23 protein-coding genes are annotated in these 22343 nt (G+C 42.9%); 18 read left to right on the top strand and 5 right to left on the bottom strand.

Annotated features, from left to right (window positions below):
• The first annotated feature begins 128 nt into the window (after positions 1–128).
• The 12 genes from ispH to rplS all read left to right on the top strand — a co-directional run bounded on the left by ispH (position 129) and on the right by rplS (position 11465).
• Positions 129–1079 carry a 4-hydroxy-3-methylbut-2-enyl diphosphate reductase gene (gene ispH, locus L2096_RS03200; protein ID WP_004934289.1) on the top strand — a complete coding sequence of 317 codons (951 nt, stop codon included), beginning with the start codon at positions 129–131 and terminating at the stop codon, positions 1077–1079.
• A 119-nt stretch (positions 1080–1198) separates the two neighbouring features.
• Complete coding sequence (locus tag L2096_RS03195; RefSeq protein ID WP_250364853.1) at positions 1199–1645, top strand: pilus assembly FimT family protein; 447 nt, start codon at positions 1199–1201, stop codon at positions 1643–1645.
• Positions 1642–2139: a type IV pilus modification protein PilV gene (gene pilV / locus L2096_RS03190; RefSeq protein ID WP_250364852.1), complete on the top strand. Its 498-nt coding sequence runs from the start codon at positions 1642–1644 to the stop codon at positions 2137–2139. The genes L2096_RS03195 and pilV overlap by 4 nt, the downstream gene beginning before the upstream one ends.
• Complete coding sequence (locus tag L2096_RS03185; RefSeq protein ID WP_250364851.1) at positions 2140–3132, top strand: prepilin-type N-terminal cleavage/methylation domain-containing protein; 993 nt, start codon at positions 2140–2142, stop codon at positions 3130–3132.
• A complete protein-coding gene (locus L2096_RS03180; protein ID WP_250364850.1) occupies positions 3129–3842 on the top strand; it encodes a PilX N-terminal domain-containing pilus assembly protein in 714 nt (237 codons plus the stop codon). The genes L2096_RS03185 and L2096_RS03180 overlap by 4 nt, the downstream gene beginning before the upstream one ends.
• A gap of 11 nt (positions 3843–3853) precedes the next feature.
• On the top strand, positions 3854–8161 hold the full coding sequence (locus L2096_RS03175; protein ID WP_250364849.1) for a pilus assembly protein: 4308 nt from the start codon (positions 3854–3856) through the stop codon (positions 8159–8161).
• 67 nt (positions 8162–8228) lie between these two features.
• Entirely contained in the window at positions 8229–8702 is a 474-nt protein-coding gene (locus L2096_RS03170) for a type IV pilin protein (protein ID WP_250364848.1), read from the top strand.
• Positions 8702–9136 (top strand): type IV pilin protein, encoded by a 435-nt coding sequence (locus tag L2096_RS03165; protein ID WP_151809038.1) that lies wholly within the window; start codon positions 8702–8704, stop codon positions 9134–9136. The genes L2096_RS03170 and L2096_RS03165 overlap by 1 nt, the downstream gene beginning before the upstream one ends.
• A gap of 141 nt (positions 9137–9277) precedes the next feature.
• Positions 9278–9535, top strand: a complete 258-nt coding sequence (gene rpsP, locus L2096_RS03160; RefSeq protein ID WP_004934313.1) for a 30S ribosomal protein S16 — start codon at positions 9278–9280, stop codon at positions 9533–9535.
• A 17-nt stretch (positions 9536–9552) separates the two neighbouring features.
• The gene (gene rimM / locus L2096_RS03155; RefSeq protein WP_004934317.1) at positions 9553–10101 is read left to right on the top strand and encodes a ribosome maturation factor RimM; all 549 of its coding nucleotides are present in this window, start codon (positions 9553–9555) and stop codon (positions 10099–10101) included.
• Between the two features lie 48 nt (positions 10102–10149).
• Positions 10150–10884 carry a tRNA (guanosine(37)-N1)-methyltransferase TrmD gene (trmD, locus tag L2096_RS03150; protein WP_250364847.1) on the top strand — a complete coding sequence of 245 codons (735 nt, stop codon included), beginning with the start codon at positions 10150–10152 and terminating at the stop codon, positions 10882–10884.
• 209 nt (positions 10885–11093) lie between these two features.
• Positions 11094–11465 carry a 50S ribosomal protein L19 gene (rplS, locus tag L2096_RS03145; RefSeq protein WP_004934323.1) on the top strand — a complete coding sequence of 124 codons (372 nt, stop codon included), beginning with the start codon at positions 11094–11096 and terminating at the stop codon, positions 11463–11465.
• Between the two features lie 66 nt (positions 11466–11531).
• Here the strand turns inward: rplS and L2096_RS03140 are convergent, their stop codons facing one another.
• Positions 11532–12503 carry an esterase/lipase family protein gene (locus L2096_RS03140; RefSeq protein ID WP_151868944.1) on the bottom strand — a complete coding sequence of 324 codons (972 nt, stop codon included), beginning with the start codon at positions 12501–12503 and terminating at the stop codon, positions 11532–11534.
• Between the two features lie 132 nt (positions 12504–12635).
• On the bottom strand, positions 12636–13673 hold the full coding sequence (locus L2096_RS03135; RefSeq protein WP_250364846.1) for a lipase secretion chaperone: 1038 nt from the start codon (positions 13671–13673) through the stop codon (positions 12636–12638).
• A gap of 148 nt (positions 13674–13821) precedes the next feature.
• On the opposite strand from L2096_RS03135, the gene truB reads away from it, so the two are divergent.
• The 3 genes from truB (at position 13822) to L2096_RS03120 (ending at position 16116) form a co-directional block, all read left to right on the top strand.
• Positions 13822–14727, top strand: coding sequence for a tRNA pseudouridine(55) synthase TruB (gene truB / locus L2096_RS03130; protein ID WP_250364845.1), 906 nt, complete (start codon positions 13822–13824; stop codon positions 14725–14727).
• A gap of 13 nt (positions 14728–14740) precedes the next feature.
• Positions 14741–15511 (top strand): sulfite exporter TauE/SafE family protein, encoded by a 771-nt coding sequence (locus L2096_RS03125; RefSeq protein WP_025095713.1) that lies wholly within the window; start codon positions 14741–14743, stop codon positions 15509–15511.
• Positions 15512–15666: 155 nt separating this feature from the next.
• Entirely contained in the window at positions 15667–16116 is a 450-nt protein-coding gene (locus L2096_RS03120) for a hemerythrin domain-containing protein (RefSeq protein ID WP_004934341.1), read from the top strand.
• A gap of 39 nt (positions 16117–16155) precedes the next feature.
• On the opposite strand, the gene L2096_RS03115 is transcribed toward L2096_RS03120, so the two are convergent.
• From L2096_RS03115 to serA, 3 genes are all read right to left on the bottom strand, one after another.
• Positions 16156–17022, bottom strand: coding sequence for an EamA family transporter (locus tag L2096_RS03115; RefSeq protein ID WP_004934342.1), 867 nt, complete (start codon positions 17020–17022; stop codon positions 16156–16158).
• A gap of 22 nt (positions 17023–17044) precedes the next feature.
• On the bottom strand, positions 17045–17920 hold the full coding sequence (locus L2096_RS03110) for an EamA family transporter (protein ID WP_004934344.1): 876 nt from the start codon (positions 17918–17920) through the stop codon (positions 17045–17047).
• A 90-nt stretch (positions 17921–18010) separates the two neighbouring features.
• Positions 18011–19243: a phosphoglycerate dehydrogenase gene (gene serA, locus L2096_RS03105; protein ID WP_004934348.1), complete on the bottom strand. Its 1233-nt coding sequence runs from the start codon at positions 19241–19243 to the stop codon at positions 18011–18013.
• Positions 19244–19601: 358 nt separating this feature from the next.
• Here serA and L2096_RS03100 point away from each other — a divergent pair, with 358 nt between their 5' ends.
• The 3 genes from L2096_RS03100 to L2096_RS03090 all read left to right on the top strand — a co-directional run bounded on the left by L2096_RS03100 (position 19602) and on the right by L2096_RS03090 (position 22332).
• Positions 19602–21011: a D-2-hydroxyglutarate dehydrogenase gene (locus tag L2096_RS03100; RefSeq protein WP_151964975.1), complete on the top strand. Its 1410-nt coding sequence runs from the start codon at positions 19602–19604 to the stop codon at positions 21009–21011.
• Between the two features lie 102 nt (positions 21012–21113).
• Positions 21114–21488 carry a hypothetical protein gene (locus L2096_RS03095; protein ID WP_004945055.1) on the top strand — a complete coding sequence of 125 codons (375 nt, stop codon included), beginning with the start codon at positions 21114–21116 and terminating at the stop codon, positions 21486–21488.
• A 169-nt stretch (positions 21489–21657) separates the two neighbouring features.
• The gene (locus L2096_RS03090) at positions 21658–22332 is read left to right on the top strand and encodes a CsgG/HfaB family protein (RefSeq protein WP_004934354.1); all 675 of its coding nucleotides are present in this window, start codon (positions 21658–21660) and stop codon (positions 22330–22332) included.
• The last annotated feature ends 11 nt before the right edge of the window (positions 22333–22343 follow it).

Genomic DNA, 22343 nt, shown 5'->3' with positions numbered 1-22343 from the left:
TTCCTGATTATGATAAAATATCTTGGCTATTGTAGTGTACTACGGACCTAAACAAAATATAGTCCACTATAAAAGTTTATACCGACGCCAAATTTGAACGAAACATCTAGCGAATAATTGAGGATTCTATGGAAATTGTGTTGGCAAATCCACGTGGTTTTTGCGCAGGTGTTGACCGCGCCATAGCAATCGTAAATCGTGCACTTGAATGTTTTAATCCGCCTATTTATGTTCGCCACGAGGTGGTACATAACAAATTTGTGGTCGATGATCTGCGTCAGCGTGGTGCTATTTTTGTCGATGAACTCGATCAGGTACCTGACGACTCAATCGTCATTTTCAGTGCGCACGGTGTGTCAAAGGCCGTACAGCAAGAGGCTGAGCGTCGTGGTTTAAAAGTGTTTGATGCCACTTGTCCATTGGTCACCAAAGTGCATATTGAAGTAACCAAATATGCGCGTGAAGGTACTGAGGCCATTTTAATTGGACACGAAGGCCATCCTGAAGTCGAAGGGACCATGGGCCAGTACGATAAAACCAAAGGCGGTCATATCTATCTGGTTGAAGATGAAGCGGATGTTGAAGCGCTGGCGGTTCGCCATCCAGACAAACTGGCCTTTGTTACCCAAACGACTCTGTCAATTGATGATACTGCCAAAGTGATTGATGCACTGCGCAGCAAATTTCCCCAGATTCAGGGGCCGCGTAAAGATGATATCTGTTATGCCACTCAAAACCGTCAAGATGCGGTTCGTGATCTGGCCAATCGCTGCGATGTGGTCTTGGTGGTCGGATCGCCTAATTCATCTAACTCCAATCGTCTGCGTGAATTAGCAGAGCGCATGGGCAAGGCGGCGTACTTGGTCGATAACGCGGATCAGCTTGAGCAACAATGGTTTGAGGGTGTCGATAAAATTGGTGTGACTGCCGGTGCTTCCGCACCTGAAATTTTAATCAAGCAAGTGATTCAGCGCTTGCAAGATTGGGGGGCAGATGCACCTAAGGAATTAGAAGGGCGCGAAGAAAATATTACCTTTAGCTTGCCTAAAGAATTACGTATTCATGTTACTCAAGCTTAAACCTGAATTGTTTTAAAAAGCGGATGAGTGTCACTCATCCGCTTTTTTATGCCCTTAATCTTGATTGTATGGGTTATGTAAAAAAATAAGTTAAGCTAGACACTAGGGGGAGTGACGATATGCAAAAAATGAAAGGATTTACCCTCATCGAACTCATTATAACCATAACTGTTTCGGCAATATTGGCCACAATCGCAGTGCCATCATTTAACAGCTTGCTCAATAGGCAAAAGCTGAATGCCTCGGCGCGTGAATTAATGTCGAAATTGGTCGAGGCACGCACTCAAGCTCTGACTATTCGCCAGACCACGGGCGTATGTATCAGCACCGTGACTAATTGCGCAGAAAGCCTTTCTATTTCAAGCAATATTAGCAATCGCATTTTTATTGCGCAGCTCGATAAGGAAGTCACTCTTGCATCTGGTTCAGCCACACAACTGATTTTTCGTGTAGAAGGAATTCCAGTTGCGAGTAGCAAATTTTCATTACAGCGCCAAGGCGTTGCACGTTGTATCGAAGTCGGTGTAACAGGAGACCCCACTTACAAAGAAGGAGCGTGCACATGAAGCTTATAGGGCCTCAACATGGTGTCGGCATGGTCGAAGTCATGGTGGCGTTGTTGCTACTGGCCATCGGTGTGCTTGGATTTACAGCGCTTCAGTTGCGTGCGGTAAGTGCCAGTATGGAAGCAGGCAATCAAGTGGCTGCGCTTAATATTGCACGAGACCTAACCGAGCGTATGCGTGCCAACCCTCAGGCGATTCAATGTAAATCTTATGCAGTGGGCAAAATGACCCAGTCGACGGTTGCATCAACATGCACCAATGGTGCTGCTCAAGCGCAGGCAACCAAAGATTTACAAAATGTATTGACTCAAGCCAATAATCAGGGAATGGTGCTGCTCATAGAGACGTGCCCTGCAAAAGGATCAAGCCGCCAATGTGTATATATTGCATGGGATAAAACAGCAGCTTCTTTTAGTTCAAAATCTGATTGTTACGACAGCGATAATAATACCTATAAGTCTGGAACAACATGCTTATTTCTGGAGGCGTATTAAATGGAGATCTCTCGTCATTCAGGATTTACATTGGTTGAACTCATGGTGGCAATCACATTAGGTTTACTTGTGACGGCGGCCGCGATACAGCTCTATATCACAGGGATTACGAGTTATAATGTACAGAAGGCGATGTCTAGTATTCAAGATAGTGCGGGCTTTGGGGTGAATTATATTTTAGATGACGTGCGTAAAGCCAATCTGAGCTCACCAACACCTTCAATTAATGATGAAACAGCATATGCAGGAATTATACTTAACTCCACAAATGTTGGAGAAAATATTAAATTAAATTGTCCCAACTGTTTCGATAATGAGGTGATTAAACAGTTTGGGAATGCCAACGTTATAAACTATAAAAATGATCAACTTATCATTCGTTATCAAGCACCTCAAGCTGGATATGATTGTGCGGGTGCCGCAATTTCTACTGGTCAATATGTGATTGAGCGTTATTTTGTTGGAGCCTCTTCCTCCGATAGTCGGCAATCTCTAAGGTGTCAATCCGTACAATACACTCAAGCTCAATTAGATGCAGCAACTGTAACAAATCCATTAAATTTAACTTTAGGAATCAGTCAAATAATTATTCCTAAAGTCGATTATTTTTATATTAAATTAGGTTATATCAACGGCAGCTTAGCCAATCCTTCACAACTCGGTTATATAGAGATCAGTGAGTATTTGGCTTTACCAAAGGTAAAAAAAAATGTAGATGGAATTGTTCAAAATGTTCGACCTTATATTGATGCAGTACAAATTGGTCTCTTGGTTCAGTCGAATGAATCTACAGGAAATGATTTAATTGTAAAAACTAGAAATTCACAACCCTTCAATGTGTTGGATAAGTCTGTGACTTTAGATGTGGTAAATCAAGATAGCCATTTACGTCAGGTTGTGAGTCAAACCATTTTGCTTCGAAATGCGATAGGTTGGGTCACAGAAGGTTGTGATAGCTCTATAACCCGTGGTTGTACAGGAGTATCACAATGAGAAATCGTGAGCGTGGTGCAACTTTAATTGTTGTTTTGATGATTCTATTATTGATCATGGTCATTGGCACTTTAGCCATCCGTCAAAGTTTAAGTTCACTTAAAATTGTATCTAATCATCAGGTTAATAGCTTGCTTTTACAAAATTCGGACGCTGCGCTGGTCTATTTTCAAAACCCTAATAATGTATCAAAATTTGCAGCAGCAAACGGAATTGTTGGCTATTATCGGAACGAAACAAATCGTGATAGAGAATTGGTTTTTTGTTTTGCGGGCAAAGATCCTTTTAACCTGAATAACGCAGCATGGTTGGATGATTCTTTAAAAGCTCAACCAATTGCGACTGGTGGAGGACCATGTAAGGATAGTGATGTATCTGGTGGGCGCTCGCAAGTCATTACGCAAGTCCATATTAAAAAAGTCGCTTCGGATACGTCGCAGCCTTTTTCAGATTTGGCTCGTGGTACAGATATAACGACAGCAAAAACAGAAAGTAGTATGCGTCTACAGGTTTATGTGATTTCTATCATGAAAGGTTTGGTCACAGATACAGCAAAATTATTTGATAAAGATAAAGGGTGTTTATATAAAAGTGTGGTTGCATCTACTGGGACACAAAGCATCACAGAGTGCTTAACTAATCAAAATATTCTATTTAATAGTCAAATCGCCCAGTATCGCTTTTTATCTGACTTTGAACCGCCAAAATAAAGGAGACCATCATGAATAACTATGATTCAAAAAAACAATGGGTCTCTATTTGCCGAAATATTTTTTGTAAGATCCAGTTTATAGCACAGTATTTCTTGGGGTTTTGCATATCAGTTTTGCTATGTTGGTCTGTGCTTATTCCTAAAGTTCAGGCAAGTGATGTTGAGGTTTATCATCAGACATCTACATCAGGTCAAAAAACCATAATGCTGATGGTGGATATTTCTCAAAGTACTGGCTCAGCAACTTTAGATGTATTACATGACTATCCTTTATGCTTAACTAATGCTGTTGGTGGCTTATTAAATGCAGTACCAGTGGGCGTCAATATTAATCTTTTGAATCTGGTTAAAGTCAATACTAAAGCATCAGGAAATTCTGCATCTTGTGATATCGTTTTTCCTGCATCGTTATTAACATTATTAAGTGGTATAGATAGTTTAACTGGATCTGGCGGTAATAATGATTCAAATACATTACTAGGTTTAAAAAGTTCATATGATTATGTCAAAAAAACATGTACCTCTTTTAATGACTTAAGTAGTTCAGAAAAAACGACATTAAGTTTAAGTCTTGGGAGTGGAGATGCTGGTTATCGATGTTCTAGTCGCTTAACACGAATCAAAAATTCTATAAAAAATGTCATTTCTGGGAATATAGACAAAAATATTGATGCCTTGCCAGACGATACTTATGTTGGATTGACGGTATCACCATCGACCAGTAAATACTCAGCAGGAATGATACAAATTCCTGCAAAGAAACTGGATGCAACGCAAAGACAGCTTATATTAAATACCGTAAATAATTTACAACCATCAACCTCTCTGGATCCTTTATTTACCTGTACCCAAAACCTTTTAGGTTTAAATGTTGGAGCTGCTGCTTCTTGTCTTTTAAATAATACAACATTATCTACCACCTTGACGACACTGCTAAAGGACCCTCAGGTGTCTTTGGCATCTGCATACGCTGAGTCTGGTGCTTATCTATTGTCAAAAACAACGAAAGGGACAGGTGCTCATGTTGTTGGCGCATCGATTAAAATCAGCGTAACAGGGACATTTCAAACAGTTACTGGAACGGTTACGAATTATTTTTGTAATGGAGTACCTATTGCAGGTCCATTATTATGTGGAATATTACTACCATTAACAAAGACCGTAACGAATATATTGAGTCCAATAACCAACATAGTTGATATTCTGATCCCTGTCGTGTACAGACCATGTTTAAATTTTGATTCTAATACAGGAGAATGTATAAATTGGGGGGCGCCTATACTCTCAAAAGCAATACCCCAAAATGATTATATTGAAAGTCGAAGTCTAATAAATGAAGTGGTCGATGGTTTACTAACAGGACTGAATTTAAATAACTTAATTAATTCTGTATTACCAGTAGGTGCAATTGTTACGGGGCTAACTGGAAATCTCGATAATTATGCAAATTATTATTTTAAATACGACAGTAATATTGATTCTAAATATAGTGGATTCAGCAATTCAAATAATCAGGTAAAAATTGGATCAAATTACAGTGGGCCTTTGTCAAACTCAACCAATAGTTGTGATGTACAAGGCATTTATGTGATGAGTGGAAATATACCGTCTTTAAGTTCGGCAAACACAGAATCGGTTGCATTAGGTATTCAACGTGTCATGCAAAAGTCCTTGGGTGCAACTCCAACGACCTCTCTTGATGCGAATTACTGTGCTAAGTCTCTACCGGCAGGTTGGGGTAATGGAACGACAGCAGCGACATGGTCATGTATTGCTGCTTATACCCAATTACTTTTAAATCAAACTCAATCGATTAAGACAGGTGTAGCAGGTGTCGGACGTGAGTTTAGTACAGTAACTGTTGATGATAATAGTAATGTATCTGGAGCATCAGCTTCGGGGAATAGCTCCTTAGCATTGGTTTTAAATAGTTTATTTGGAGTATTAAAACCATTATTACCTGGAGTAACAGATTTGTTACAGTTTTTGATTCCGACTGCATCATCTAATCCAGATGATATTGCCAATATGGCGCGTTGGGGAGTATTGGGTCAAGGTGGATGGTATTCTGACAGTAGTGAAGTTGGGCTATCTCAAGGGATATGGGATTTTTACAATAAATTGACGCTATCACAAACCAGTAATGTTTTAGATTCTTACACGGTGCCTACAGACCCACTTGATGCGTATAACCTGCAAACTTACACTTATCAAAATATGTTTCAGGCAAATCTGAAACAAGGCTGGTTTGGTAATATAAAAAAATTCGGGATAGCATCCGATGGTACCATTACAACTGCAGATCAATGGAATAATGCAGCCATAGCCAGTTCAACAAATATCTTAACTGGCGGGGTTTGGGACAAATTACCTTTAGGCAATAACACCAATAAAGTTGCTCAGCGTAATTTATTTATGAATCGTGCTTGTGACACCAGCAATAAAAAATTTCAAGAAGTGACTTCGCTCACTCAGATCACAAAATCTTATATTTCACAAACATGTGGACCAGATACAAATAAATTGCCCGATGATTTGCGTGGATATCTGATGCGTTTGTTAGGCTATAATTTATCATTAAGTACCATTACCTCACCTACAACGACGACCCTGACTGATGATGTTCTCAATAGTGCAGGTACGATAAGTAATTATAAATTAGGTATGCCTTTACATTCGACACCTTTGATGATTACTCAGTCGAGCTCGGTTGCTGCAAATGGCTCTTTGTCTGGTCGTGATGATTATATTGTGTTTGGTTCAACACAAGGGCTGTTACACGTGGTCAAAGCTGGTAGTTCTTCTTCTGATGAGGGTGGTAAAGAAGTCTTTGCATTCTTGCCAAATGAAATGCTACAAAGTGATGATCAAAGAAAAATGTTCATCGGTTCCAATTTAAATAGTCACACCAATAGTTTTAGTAATATGCAATATGGTGTAGATGGTGCATGGACGGCATATACAGAGTATGTCTACAAAATCCAAAGTGATCAGTTAAGTTTAACTGTAGGTTCTGGAGACAATAACGCCTCGGGTAAACAATGGCTGTATGGCGGCTTAAGAATGGGAGGACGTAGCTATTATGCGTTAGATTTAGGTGATATTGATCAGCCTAAAATGAAATTCCATATCAACCCAGATGCAGCAACAACAGGAACGCCATTAAGTTACATGGGGCAAAGCTGGTCTAAGCCAACAATTGCATGGGTCAAATGGAAGGGTGTGCGTAAACTTGTCATGTTCGTGGGTGGTGGTTACGATGCTACAGGCACATTTACATGTACTGGATTTACAGCATTGAATAATAAAGGATATGAATGTCCAACTTACCAGCAAACCAATGGAAAAGGTGCTGGAGTGTATATGTTTGATGCAAATAATGGTGATTTATTATGGTGGACAAGTGCAAATGCGACAGCATCAAACACTGGTACAGCAAAATTTACTACAAATACTGATATGAAATACAGTGTCGTCAGTCGTATTAATACAAAGGATCGAGATGGTGATGGTTTAGTCGATCATTTGTATTTTGGCGATCTTGGTGGGCAAGTATGGCGAGCCGACTTAAATAATAATCTTGCAAGTGATTCAACAGCCGATTTTGCAACTCATGTTGTTAGGCTGCTGAATTTACATGCAACTGATGGAACAAGTCCACGCTTTTATGAAGCTCCAAATTTTAGTGTTTACGGATATGGTGCAAATACGTTGGCTGTGATTAGTATTGCAGCGGGTAATCGCAGTTTACCTGTCAGCGATATCACCACAATTGGTGCAATTTATAATATCTTTGATAGAGATGTTACAAAAACAAGTCTATATTCATTATCAGCCAGTCAACTTTCATCAACAGTGAGTACACTGGGTAATGGTGGTTTAGTTGATTTGTCAAATATATCAAATTTAACAGCTCGTAATTTACCGACTTATGGCTGGTATCAGAAATTGACAACAGGTTATAAAGTCATGGGGGAAATGGCTGTTTTAAATAAAAGCTTATATGCCAGTATTTATAATCCCTCTGGAGGCTCGACTCAAACCTGTGGTGTAGGCGTTAAAGGTGAAAGTTCAATCCATCGTTATTGTTTACCGTATGGTGTATGTGAACAAATTCTAACGACTGATGTCAATTCATTTAAAGTAGGAAATGGGATTATGCCTGTAACCATTGGAGCTGCCACAAATGGAACAAGGCAAGTTATAGGCGGTACTTCAAGTGCTCGACCAAGTGCTAGTGTAGGTGGTGTTGCTAAATCGCAAACCATTCGCCGTCAGATTGTGCCATTAAAATGGTATGAGCAAGATAGCCCATAATCTGAAAATCACCATATTCAATTAAAATTTAAAATTCAGTATGGTGTGATGCTTAATGGAGAACAGGATGCCTCATACCAGACAGGGGTTTACCTTAATTGAGCTGATGGTGGTCGTGGTCATGATTGCCATTGTTGCCACCATTGCGATGCCGAGTTATCAGGAATATGTGCGTCGCTCTAATCTGGCAGCGGCACAGCAAGAAATGCAGAAAATTGCAGCCTTGCTAGAACGACATCGTTCACGTAACTTTAGTTATTCGGGCTTTGCCTTAAAAGGAACAGCCGACAGTAAAGGGCCTTATTACGATGTCGCGAATGCGAGCGATACCGCTTTACTATTGCCATTAAACAGTAGCAGTGGGTCGCAAAAATACACATTAGATCTGAATTTAAATACACAGCACTGGGCAATTAAAGCCAGTAGTGCCGATTCAAATAATTACTCGCTGCTTCTGACCAGTACTGGGTTTCGCTGCAAAAATAAAACAACAAACAATATCGATTTTACGACCTGCGGTACAGGTTCGGAGACATGGTGATGCAAGCAAAGCAAGGATTTACCTTAATTGAGCTGATGATTGTGGTGGCAGTCATTGGGATTCTGGCGGCAATTGCCTATCCGAGTTATCAGAATTATAAAATACGAGTGAATCGCGGTGAGGTTCAGGCCGAGCTGATTCGTGTGGCGCAGCAATTACAAAGTTATAAAGTGGTGAATCGGAGTTATGCCAATGCTTCACTCAGCGGTTTGGGTATTACATCGAATTTTCCGGCTACAGGAACAGCATTTTATACATTAGGATTAACGCTCGATACCGATAATCAGGGCTATGTGCTGACGGCAACACCCAATGCATCAACGATGCAGGCCGGAAATGGTATTGTATGTTTGAATCAGGATGGACAAAAGTACTGGGCCAAAGGCAGCAACAGTTGCAGCTTGAGTAGCGCCTCGGACTGGGATGGAAAATAAATTCAAAACTATGGATAAGTCAAAATTTAATCTTTCATTCGTTTGCGATTTGACGTAGAATACTGCCCTCTATGAAAGGGGTTTGAAGTGTTGCCGATGGTCGGCGCAGGGATAATCCGTAAGAATTATAAGGCTTTTATCATGGTAGTTATTCGTCTTGCACGCGGTGGCGCAAAAAAACGTCCATTCTATCAAATCGTTGTTACGGATAGCCGTAATGCACGTGATGGTCGTTTCATCGAACGTATTGGTTTCTTCAACCCGACTGCTCAAGGTCAAGCTGAGAAACTACGTTTAGATGCTGATCGTTTTGCTCACTGGGTATCTCAAGGTGCTCAACCATCTGAGCGTGTTGCTTCTTTGGCTGCTCAAGCTAAAAAAGCTACAACTGCTGCATAATTTGTAGTAGGTAGCCCATGACACCAACACAGAATGTACCTGAAGATCGTCTTCAGATTGGACAGTTACGTTCCGCTTATGGATTAAATGGGTGGCTCTGGGTGTATTCCAATACAGAACCTATGAGCAACATGTTTGACTACCTGCCTTGGTACATTCAGACCAAAGCAGGTTGGCAAACTGTCGATGTAAAACGTTGGAAGCCACATGGCAAAGGGCTGGTTGTTTCGCTGAAAAATGTCAGTGACCGTACAGCAGCAGATAACCTTGTGGGCGCCACCATCTGGATTTCAAAATCACAACTTCCGAAAGCCGATGTAGACGAGTACTACTGGTCAGATTTAAAAGGCCTGACAGTACTGGGTCTGGATGAAGAAGAGCATGAAGTGAATTTGGGTCAAATCCATGAGTTATTTGAAACCGGTGCCAATGATGTCATGGTCGTACGTGCGACTGCGGACAGTGTGGATGCTGAAGAACGAATGATTCCATGGCATAAAGATGTGGTACAACGTGTCGATCTGCAAGCAGGTCGAATTTACGTCAATTGGGGCGTAGATTACTAAAATCGTGGGCTTAGCCACAAACGCAGTTGGAAAATATAGGAGTCTGCGATGTTTTTTGCAGTCATAACACTTTTTCCAGAAATGTTTGATGCAATTACGGCTTACGGAATTAGTGGACGCGCAACCAAGCGTCAGATTGCAAAAGTCACTTGCATCAACCCACGTGATTTTGCACAGGGTAATTACAAACGAGTGGATGAACGTCCATTTGGTGGAGGCCCTGGCATGGTAATGATGGCCGAGCCACTGGCAAAAGCAATTACCCATGCAAAAGCGCTTGCCATGCAAGCAGGCTGTCAACATGTACCTGTAGTGTACATGTCGCCACAAGGCAAAACCTTACATGAAACCGCCGTGCAGCAGTTCGTTCATTATGATGGATTGATTGTGCTTTGCGGACGTTATGAAGGGGTCGATGAGCGACTGATTCAACACTATGTCGATCAGGAATGGTCGATTGGTGACTATGTCCTGTCAGGCGGTGAGTTGCCAGCAATGGTACTCCTCGATAGCATCATTCGGCGTTTGCCCGATGCAATGTCTGACGAACAGTCACATGTACAAGATTCCTTTGTGGATGGTTTACTCGATTGCCCACAATATACCAAGCCTGATCATTTTGAAGGGCTAGATGTACCCGAGGTACTTAAATCGGGGCATCATGCCAATATTGAAAAGTGGCGGTTTTTGCAGCGTTACCAACGTACACTTGAGCGCCGACCAGAGCTGGTTGAGCATGTCGAGTTGAGTGCGCAGCAAAAAAAATGGCTAAAAGATAAGTAAGGACAGCCAAGTCAAGTGCGAGTTTGTCCTTGCACCCTACGAGAAGCCATGCTTCGAGTTACTGCTTAAACATTGTTTAAGCTGAATAATAGGCTCTTTAAGGTAATGTTGCTTTAAAGGGAAAGTTAAACAGGGTGATATGCGCTTTAGCCTCTATCCCCAGCGGCGTCAGAGACCTCTTCTCGCCCGCACATATTGGAGATTCCACAATGAGTGGTAAACATCCTTTAGTTCAAGCTGTTGAAAATGCACAGTTGAAATCTGATATCCCTGCTTTTGCTCCTGGTGACACTGTTGTTGTCCAAGTTAAAGTAAAAGAGGGTGACCGTGAGCGTCTTCAGGCATTTGAAGGTGTTGTAATCGCGAAGAAAAACCGTGGTTTAAACTCTGCATTCACAGTACGTAAAATTTCTAGCGGTGTTGGTGTTGAGCGTGTTTTCCAAACTCACTCACCAGTTGTTGCTAAAATTGAAGTGAAACGTCGTGGTGACGTACGTCGTGCTAAACTTTACTACCTACGCGAGTTGTCTGGTAAAGCTGCACGTATTCGTGAAAAATTGCCAGCACGCAAACAAGGTTAATCTTAACGTTGTATGCTTGCAAAAAAATGCGCCCATTGGGCGCATTTTTTATGTTTGAAATTTAATTTATAAGCCTTGCAGTTTAAGACGGTTGGCATGTTGACGGAAAATCGATACCGGATCTTGAGCAAAGACCGAGCGAAGCCCAAGTACCTGATTCACTTCATCGAGATGATTCAACACGTAATTATCGCGTATGACTGTACCAATATGACTACTACAGGCCGGTACCAGCCCATCATTATTCTGGCCACTAAATACACTGGTGAGGCCAAGTAGGTAATCGGTTAGATCAATAGGATTGGTTAAAACACTGGCGCCACTCCATGAATAATATTGAATACCATTAACCTTGGCTGCGCCCTGTCCGCAAGCTGTTGTTGGTACACCAGCAGAAAAAGTGGCATTAAACTTATTGGCGCCTTCGGTCGAGAGGCTATAGGCTGCGCCAAGTGAATCCATCGGATACTGGCGTGGATCGTCGAGTTGACCAATGGTAATGAAGTTGGTGGCTGCATTGACCAGTGTTGCAATTGGTGCTTCAAGTACCGTTCCAGCTAAGGATTTATAAATTAAATCGGCCAGAGGTGCTCCTTTTGCAGGCCCGCCTACAGTAGACACCGAAGCGACTCGATCCGGCAGTACCCCTGCCACATAGCGAACCGATTGTGAACCATGGCTATGGCCAATCAGATTAACCTTTTGCGCACCGGTAATGGCTAAAATATCTTGTACTTCGGCCAGTAACTGTTCACCACGAACTTCGGAGGTATTGGCAGCAGATTGGCGCGTGGTCCAGACATTTGCCCCGTTTTTGGCTAAATCCTGCGGAATCTGATACCAATAATCCAGACCAAAGGCTTCTGTACCCAGTTTATTAAAACCAAATAAGCCATGTGCCAGTACAATTGGATACTTGGTCTGGGCATAGCTTGAAATGACAAAGGATGTCTTGGCATTTTGAATAGGTGCAGAACTGGCCAGAACCGGCTGAGCCAATACCATTAAAATACCACTGAGTAATAATTTAACTTTCATTGAAATGTTCCCTGCATTTATTTTTTCTGGATTTGAATCTGCTAATGATGTTCAAATCGGATGTTATGTCCTTGTTAAAAAATGATTTTTAGTTTTGCTCAACTCCTTTTGTTTAGATGATCAAATTGTGAATTATTCTGTAAGTGGCAAGCGCTGACCACGATCTTTCGCGGCTTCAAAGGTTTGAATACGCACTTGATCTTGCTGGCGACTAAAAGTGGAATTACGAAGTGATTCGATGGCTTTTTGCTTGGCGCTGTCACTCATGGAGCTGTCTAAAATGCTTTGACGCGCATCAAGATATTGGGTCACGGTGGCTTTCCACGCTGTACGCTGTGTATCGAGATTTTCTAAACGAGTAGTGGCTTCGGGGCCAACCAGTTGGGTTCGCATATCGTGTAATTCTTGTGCTGAGCCACCTTTACGTTTTATGGAGGCGGTTAGCTGACGTAAATCATCGAGTGTTGAAAGCTGTTCCAGATTGGCTTTCCAGTCTGTAGGTAACTGATAAAACAGTGCCCGCAGTTGCTTGGCCTTTTCTACATCGCTCAGTGCATTGTTATTTAAAATGCGCATACGATTAAGTGTGTACTGATTGTAAAGATCTTCTGAGCCAAATAAGCCTTCAATCTCGGGGGCAGAAAAGAAACGCTGCCGAAGTGCCATGCGCGATGCAAAAACACTTTGGAAGTAAGCCAGCTCATTTTTAGGGCCAGCGGGTTCAGGTAGGGTGCCCAGAGCCTCCCGATACTTTAAGTAGCGTTGCCACAGATCCGTGGTCTGACTTAAAGCAGGATCGGTTAAACTCGCGGCAAGGTAGGCTTTAAAATCCTGATCAATTTGGGCTATGGATTTTTCACCATATTGTGTTAGGAAATATTCAAAGCAATTGCGCGTTTGCTCATTGACCACCAACCGATTCGATCCATCACGTTTGAGCTGACAATTGATCTCGGTATCGCGTTGGCTGGTGCTGCTAAAGGGCATTGTAGTGTTGGCAGTATTTTGTGCAGAAGGATGCACAGCACTTGCTGCCGACAATTGCGTTGCAGTCACATCACTGCGCTGTGCCGATGAAGCCGCAGGCCTTAACCACATCACCAGTAAGGTCACCAAGACCACCAAACCGAGGACACCTGTCCAGATATAAATTTTTTTCGATCCTTGCATACAACATTCCAAACCGCACTTATTTTTATTCGATGATGATGTTAATCAATCTCACTAAAAAAATAGCATATCTCTGGCGAAATAATTAAAAAACGGATGAACGGATTTGATACCATGGCGGCTGATTTTATTGACACACAGTACGATTATGACCGCAGATTCTCGTAAGCCATCCAAACGTCCAATTAGTGGAGTATTTTTACTGAACAAACCGCTAGGTCTGAGTTCAAATGGTGTCTTACAGAAAGTTCGCTGGCTATTTCGTGCACAAAAAGCCGGGCATACGGGCGCGCTTGATCCGCTTGCTACCGGACTTTTACCGATTTGTTTAGGTGAAGCGACCAAGTTTTCGCATTATTTACTCGATTCAACCAAGCGCTATCAAACCGTGATCAAGTTGGGTCAAACCACCACGACAGGTGATGTTGAGGGTGACATTGTCCAGACTCGCCCTGTACCTGTATTGACACGTGACCTCATCGAAACGGTATTGGCGCAGTTTCGCGGTGAGATTCAGCAGATTCCCCCAATGTATTCGGCGCTCAAGCGTGACGGTCGTCCCTTGTATGAGCTAGCGCGTAAAGGGGTCGAAATTGAGCGTGAAGCACGACCGATCACGATTTATGATTTAAGCTTGATCGATTTTGATGCCGATAGCCTCACGCTGGATGTGACTTGTTCCAAAGGTACTTATATTCGTGTATTGGGTGAAGACATTGGTGAAGCACTCGGTTGTGGTGGGCATTTAAAAGCATTACACCGAACTCAGACTGGCCATTTTGATTTAATTCCAGAATACACGCTTGAATATTTAGAACAGCTCAATGAATCTGAGCGTGATGTGCTATTATTGCCGCCCTATGCACCAGTTGAATATTTACCAAAGGTTCAAATTCCGGACGGTCGCCTGAAATTTTTCTGCAACGGACAAGAAAGCAATATCGATCATGATGCAGCGTCAGAAGCATTGGTGTTTGATGGCGAAAGATGTCTAGGACTCGCTGAAATTACAGATAAAAAAAGATTGGTGCCGAAACGTATTTTAAATTTATAAGGCATAACCTCAGATGGAAATTGAAGTTCTACTCAGCTTAATCTTTTTTGCGTTTTGTGCAGGTGCAATCGATGCGGCTGTTGGGGGAGGTGGGTTGATTCAGATTCCCGCCATCATGAGCACATTTCCGCAAATGTCGCCCGCAACGGTGATTGGTACCAATAAATTATCATCGATTTTTGGTACAGCATCAGCAGCCTATACCTTTGTTCGTAAGGTCAAACTTCAATGGAAATTACTGGCAGTGATTGCCGTATGTGCATTGATCAGCTCGTTTCTGGGCGCTGCTTGTCTGTCCTTGATTCCACAATCGTTTCTACGACCATTCGTGTTTGTGATGCTGATCGTGATTGCAGTGTATACCTTGCTCAAGAAAAATTTTGGGCAGGTACATTCTGAAATCTCGATTACCCCTAAACTCCTGGTGCTTGCAGCAATTGGCAGTTTACTGATCGGCTTTTATGACGGTATTTTTGGCCCAGGAACGGGCAGTTTCTTCATCTTCTTTTTTATTCGTTTTCTAAATGTTGATTTTTTACATGCCTCTGCCTTGTCTAAAATTGGTAATTTTATGACCAATCTGGCAGCACTGAGCTTTTTGGCACCCACAGGTCATGTCATTTTCCAGATTGGTCTGATGATGGCCGTTGCCAACGTGATTGGTTCGGTGGTCGGTGTTCGTGTGGCCTTGAAATATGGCAGTGGCTTTGTCCGGATTATCTTTTTAATTCTGGTATCTGTCTTGATTTGCCGTATTGGTTATCAAATGTTTGTGACAGGATAAATTCGGCTACAACGTTTTTGATACACAGCACTGACACGAAGTATTCAATTTAGTTTCAAAATTCGACATACACTCTAAGAGCAACTTGATGCGCAGGTTGCTCTTTTTTTTCTTGTTTAGCCAAAATTATAAATAGCCAGAATAGGAAATATGACATGAATATTTTTGAAGCCTTACGTGAAAGCCACGACCAACAGCGTCACTTGTCTGAACAACTGGTTCAAACCAGTGGGGATAGCGATGAGCGCCAACAACTGTTTGATGCACTGAAAAATGAACTGTATGCACACTCGGTGGCAGAAGACCGCTATTTGTATATTCCGCTGATGTTTAATGATACCGGTCTGGATATTACACGCCATGCTCTGGCCGAGCACCACGAAATGGATGAAATGGTCGAGGAGTTAGAACAAACCGATATGAGCAGTCCAAGCTGGATTGCAACGGCGAAAAAACTGGCGGACAAAGTACATCATCATTTAAAAGAAGAAGAACACAAGTTTTTTCAGCAGGCCGGTAAAATTCTCGACGATGCTGAAAAAGAGAAACTGGGCAAGCAATATTTGAACGAGTATGCCAAGTACAAAAAAACAGCGTCTGTGTAACCTGTCTACTTGGTCTGTAACTGTGCGATCTTGCACTATTTAGGTAGCAAGATCGACTTTCTTTTTAAAGGTTACGCCAATCGAGGCCAGAATGACACAGCCCAATGCCAGCCACTGCAATGCGGTAATTTGCTCATGTAACAAGATTAGTCCAGCCAGTGCTGCCAGTGCCGGTGACAGGCTCGATAAAGTGCCATAGCTGAGCTTGGTTAAGCGCTGGAGGGCAAACAGATCTAAAGCATAGGGAATGACGGTTGCCAGTACTGCAATTAACAGTGCTTTAGGCCAAAATGCTGGCTGAAGCAGATGCTGTGGCTGATGTATAAGCCCCACGGGAAGTAGCACTACGGCAGAGAGGGTAATGGCAATGGTTAAGGCGTGCATGCCAATATTTTGCCGAACCACTTTATGACCAAAATAAATATAAAATGCCCAGCACAGTCCCGCACTCAAAGCAAACACCGCACCTAACAATGAAAAATTGGCCTGTGCTGCATCTTGCCAAGGCACCATCAGGGCAATCCCTAAAATTGCAAACAAAACCCAGATCGAATCACTACGCTGCTGGATCGACAGCAAGGCTAAACCCAGTGGCCCAATAAACTCAAGCCCCACCGCAATACCTTGCGGCAATTTGCCAAGCGACATATAAAACAGGACGTTCATTAAGGCCAGTGCTGCGCTATAACACAGTAAATCGCGCCAAGCGAGTACTGGCAGCTTACGCAAGATTTTCCATGAGCGAAACATGATAAACACCAGAATCGATGCGAAACATAAACGCAAAATGGTCACACTCAAAGGATCGAGTACGGCAATCAGCTGTTTGGCAAATGAGGCACTGATTTGATAACAGGTCATTGATAGCAGCATTGCAATCACGGCGATCAGCGTTGAATTGGGCATAAAGAGATCCAGTTTAAATGATTTAATCCTGCATTTTTCGGGCACGTTGAGTGGTGAGGGTGCAACCTACCGACGCTGTAATAATGGTCGCCAAGGCCAACCACTGATTCCAAAGCAGTATTTCACCCAGAAAAATAAATCCCGAAAATGCGGCAACTGCGGGTTCGAGGCTCATTAAAGTTCCAAAGCTCAATGGCGTTAAACGCTTCAAGGCCAGCATTTCCAGTGAAAAGGGTAAAGCGCTGGCCAAGATGGCCAGAATAATAAATAGAAAAAGATTTGGAAACTCAAACACCTGACCAATATTTCCGCTGAGCAAGGCAAAGGGCAATAAAATCAGTGCGCCAACTGTCATTCCCAAAAATACAGTATGATTTCCCGAAACACCTGAAGGTTTTTGGCCCGCAATAATATATAACGCCCAGCAGGCGCCAGCCGCGAGTGCCAGTACAATGCCCAAGCTGTCTAAGCCATGCTGTGCTTGACCAAAAGGAAACAGCAAAATCAGGCCCAGAATGGCACACCCCACCCAAAGCAGATCGTATCTTTGCCGTGCATAAAACAGGGCCACGCTTAATGGTCCAATAAACTCAAAAGCCACCGCAATACCTAGTGGTAGGCGCTGGAGTGACAAATAAAACAGCGCATTCATTCCGGCCAGTGCTATGCCATAACTGATAATTGCCCGCCAGCGAATTTGCCCCCAGTTGATGGTCCATGCTTTAAAAATAACCGATAAAATAAGCGCCCCGAAGCATAAACGCATTGCAGAAACGGTCAGTGCTGGATACTGTGCAAACAGCATTTTGGCCAACGAGCCACTACTTTGCACACTAATCATCGCAATCAAGAGGATCAAGAGTGCGTGTAGATGAGATTTGGAATCAGATAAAGACATTTTTAATGTTTGGTATATTTTTGCCGATCATAATCGATCTACACATAAAAAAGCCACAGGCTAGGCTGTGGCTTTTCAAAACATACAGGTTTAGAACAAGACGCGAACGCGAATTGTGCCTTCAACCTGATTGAGCATGTCTAGGGCTTCTTGAGACGCCGATGCATCGACATCCATAATGAGATAGCCAATGTCACCCTTGGTCATCAGGCTTTGGCCTGAAATATTGACATTTTGCTCTGCAAACAGGTTATTGATTTTAGACAACACACCCGGCACGTTTTTATGGATATGTAATAAACGATGTTTGCCTTCAGTCAGTGGCAATGCGATTTCTGGGAAGTTCACCGCAGAAAGCGTCATACCTTTGTCTGAATACGCAACAAACTTTTCAGATACTTCAAGTCCGATGTTCGCTTGCGCTTCCATGGTTGAACCACCCACGTGCGGTGTCAAGATGACGTTGTCTAGACCACGCAGGGCAGATACGAATTCTTCACCGTTTGCTTTTGGCTCTTTCGGGAATACGTCAACAGCTGCACCCGCAAGGTGACCAGATTTTAGCGCATCGGCCAAATCTTCGATGATCACACACGTACCACGTGCCGCATTTAAGAAGATTGCGCCTTCTTTCATTTTGGCAAACTGTTCTTTCTTGAAGAAGTTACGTGTAGACGGTACATCAGGAACATGTAAGGTCACTACATCCGCAGTGGCCAGAAGTTCGTCGAGTGAACCGACTTGACGCGCGTTCCCCATTGGAAGTTTGGTTACTGCATCGTAATAAATGACGTGCATACCCAGACTTTCAGCCAATACTGAAAGCTGAGAACCGATGGAGCCATAACCAACAATACCTAATGTTTTGCCGCGTGTTTCATACGAACCCACTGCAGATTTGTCCCAACCACCGCGGTGACAGACTGCCGACTTTTCAGGGACACGACGCAAAAGAAGGATTAATTCCGCAAGCACCAGTTCAGCTACTGAACGGGTATTGGAATAAGGCGCGTTAAATACAGGAATACCACGTGCCATTGCTGCTTTTAAATCTACCTGATTGGTTCCGATACAGAAACAACCCACTGCGATGAGCTTGTTCGCAGCTGCAAAGACATCTTCGGTTAATTGAGTACGGGAACGAATACCAATAAAGTGAGCATCTTTAATGGCGTCTTTTAACGCATCGCCATCCAGTGCTGTTTTACGATAATCGATATTGGTATAACCCGCTGCATGAAGCGTGTCGACGGCGTTTTGATGAACGCCTTCTAACAACAAGAAACGAATTTTGTCTTTAGGTAGTGATAGATGTTGGCTCATTACGGCTCCGCTACAAAGGCCAAATTTAGTCGCGGTATCATATCACAGAGTCATGCAAGTTGTTCATTTCTTATATACCGACTTGTCATCGGAAAGCGTGTATTTGCAGGGGAAATGCCGCGCCATCATGCCCCGAAGCGGTGCGTTTTATAGATTTATTCGTGTTTTCTTACAAGTTTTAAAAGCGAATATGCATTATGCGTGCGTATACGCTTTATCCGCTCGGCGCTTACATGTAAAATAAATAGACTGCTTGGCTCTCAGACTTGAGATGCTTAAGAGGCCTTGCCCGTATTGCGCTTGTGCCGTGATGCGATGGTCTCTTCCCACCTGTTACTTCTTGCTAGGTCTGCAAACGATGAACGCTCCAGTCGCTTTAACACCTGAGTTACTCACCCAATTAACGGCAATTGTCGGTGAAAACCGCATTAAAACAGATGCCGATAGCCTTGAAAATTGGGGGCGGGACTATACAAAGCATTTTGATCCGAATCCATCCATCATCGTATTTCCGTCGACTACGGAAGAAGTTCAAGCTGTGGTTCAGCTTGCCAACCGCTTTAATGTTGCGATTACGCCATCTGGCGGACGTACCGGACTTTCAGCAGGTGCTGTGGCAGCCAACGGTGAAATTGTCATCAGCATGGACAAAATGAACCAGATCCTTGAGTTTTATCCTGCAGACCGTATGGTGCGTGTGCAGGCAGGTGTGGTGACCGAACAGTTGCAAAACTATGCCGAAGAACAAGGCATGTATTATCCGGTCGATTTTGCCTCTGCGGGTTCAAGCCAGATTGGCGGTAATATTGGCACCAATGCCGGCGGTATTAAAGTAATTAAATACGGCATGACCCGTAACTGGGTGCTCGGTTTAACCGTGGTCACCGGTAAAGGTGATGTTTTACGTCTGAATAAAGGCATGATCAAAAATGCGACGGGCTATGCCTTACAGCATTTGTTTATTGGTGGTGAAGGTACCTTAGGCCTGATCACAGAAGCGGAAATCAAACTTGAGCGTCAACCGCACAACTTACAGGTGATGGTACTGGGCGTACCAGATTTTGATGCGGTCATGCCAGTTTTACATGCATTTCAAAAAGAAATTGACCTGACTGCATTTGAGTTCTTTGGCGAATTGGCCATGCAAAAAGTGCTCAATCACGGACATGTTCAACGCCCGTTTGAAACCCAATGCCCATTTTATGTGTTGCTTGAATTTGAAGCGCCGTATGAGCCTATCATGGACAAGGCGATGGAAATTTTTGAACACTGCATGGAACAAGGCTGGGTATACGATGGTGTAATGAGCCAGACACTGGATCAGGCAGCCAACCTATGGCGTTTGCGTGAGGATATTTCAGAATCGATTGCGCCGTTTATTCCGTATAAAAACGATATCTCGGTGTTGATTACTCATGTACCGGCGTTTATCCGTGAAATTGATGCCATTGTACAAGAAAACTATCCGGACTTTGAGATCTGCTGGTTTGGTCACATCGGTGACGGCAACCTGCATTTGAATATTTTAAAACCTGAAAACTTAAGCAAAGACGAATTTTTTGCAAAGTGTCAGGTGGTCAATAAGTACGTATTTGATACGGTTAAAAAATACGATGGCTCGATTTCTGCCGAGCATGGTGTGGGCATGACCAAAAAGCCGTATCTGGAGTACTCACGTTCTGCTGAAGAAATCGAATACATGAAAGCACTGAAAAAAGTATTTGATCCAAAAGGCATTATGAATCCGGGTAAACTCTTTGATTTATAAGCAGAATCATGATGTGTGACTACATAGTTACCACATTGTAATCCTTTAGGGCGTAGCATCTTGATGCTACGCTTTTTTATTTTCAAGATGTATTGGATGACGATGTTACGATTAGCTGCGATTTCAGGTTTATGTGTGGGACTCATGACCGGCTGTGCCACCACCAGTAAATTGATGCCGTTTAAGGACAAAGCAGGCCAAACGCCAATGCAACAGGTACTCCATGCGCAACCTGAAATTGCCAAAGATTATCAAAATACCTCGATAGAGCAGGTATTTAACCGCGCCGAGTCGCCGACTGTGTCACGTATTACCGTGATTCAAACCGGCTTGCTAGACGATTCAGTCCGTGCGATGCGTACCGAATATATGTTTAAGCGCCTCGATAATGCATGGCAATTGCAAAATAAACAACTGAGTTACCAGTGCGCACGCGCTAAATCACATCGTGGTTTTCAAACGGCAAAGTGTAATTAATTCTATTGTATGTGGGTCTAGATTCATCTGTGCCCGATGGATGGCGCTATACCCGCATGTATTTATTCGACCGATCACGCACTAAAATAAGTCCAATCTAAAGATATTAAGCCGCGTTAAATTTTTTTATACTATGTGTTCTCTTTAAAACCATATCTTTAATTAAACAATGAAAAATGTATTGATTCTCAGTGTGCTGGCAGCATCTGCTCTTATTAGCGCATGTTCAACAACAGAAACATCTAAAACAATTCAGAGCCCGCAGGTTACTGCTGCAACAGCTCAAGTACGATACGCAGGGGTAAAAACACCAGTTTCGATTGGTAAATTTGATAATCGCTCAAGCTACATGCGCGGGATTTTTTCAGACAACGTCGATCGTTTAGGCGGACAAGCCAAAACCATTTTGGAAACGCATTTGCAGCAATCGGGCTATTTCTCGGTTTTAAATCGCGATAATTTGTCTGAACTCAAACAAGAAGCAGGCTTTAGTAACGGCACACAAGCCATCAAGGGCGCGCGTTATGTGATTACTGGTGATGTCTCTGAATTTGGGCGCAAGGAAGTTGGCGATCAGCAGTTATTTGGTATTTTGGGCCGTGGTAAAGAGCAGATTGCCTATGCCAAAGTCAATTTAAATGTGGTGGATGTACGCACCTCTGAAGTAGTGCATTCGGTACAAGGCGCTGGTGAATATGCGCTTAGTGCCCGTGAGGTGTTGGGCTTTGGCTCTACCGCTTCATATGACTCAACCTTAAATGGCAAGGTTCTGGATTTGGCTGTACGCGAAGCTGTTAATCATTTGGTGACCGATATCCAGTCGAATCGTTGGTCGATGCAGTAATAGCCGAGCCA

Origin of the sequence: Acinetobacter sp. ACZLY 512, assembly GCF_023614015.1 — a bacterium.
Classification (GTDB): domain Bacteria; phylum Pseudomonadota; class Gammaproteobacteria; order Pseudomonadales; family Moraxellaceae; genus Acinetobacter; species Acinetobacter soli.
Note: the sequence above shows the minus strand (reverse complement) of the source record. Positions and strands in the feature narration are given on the sequence as shown.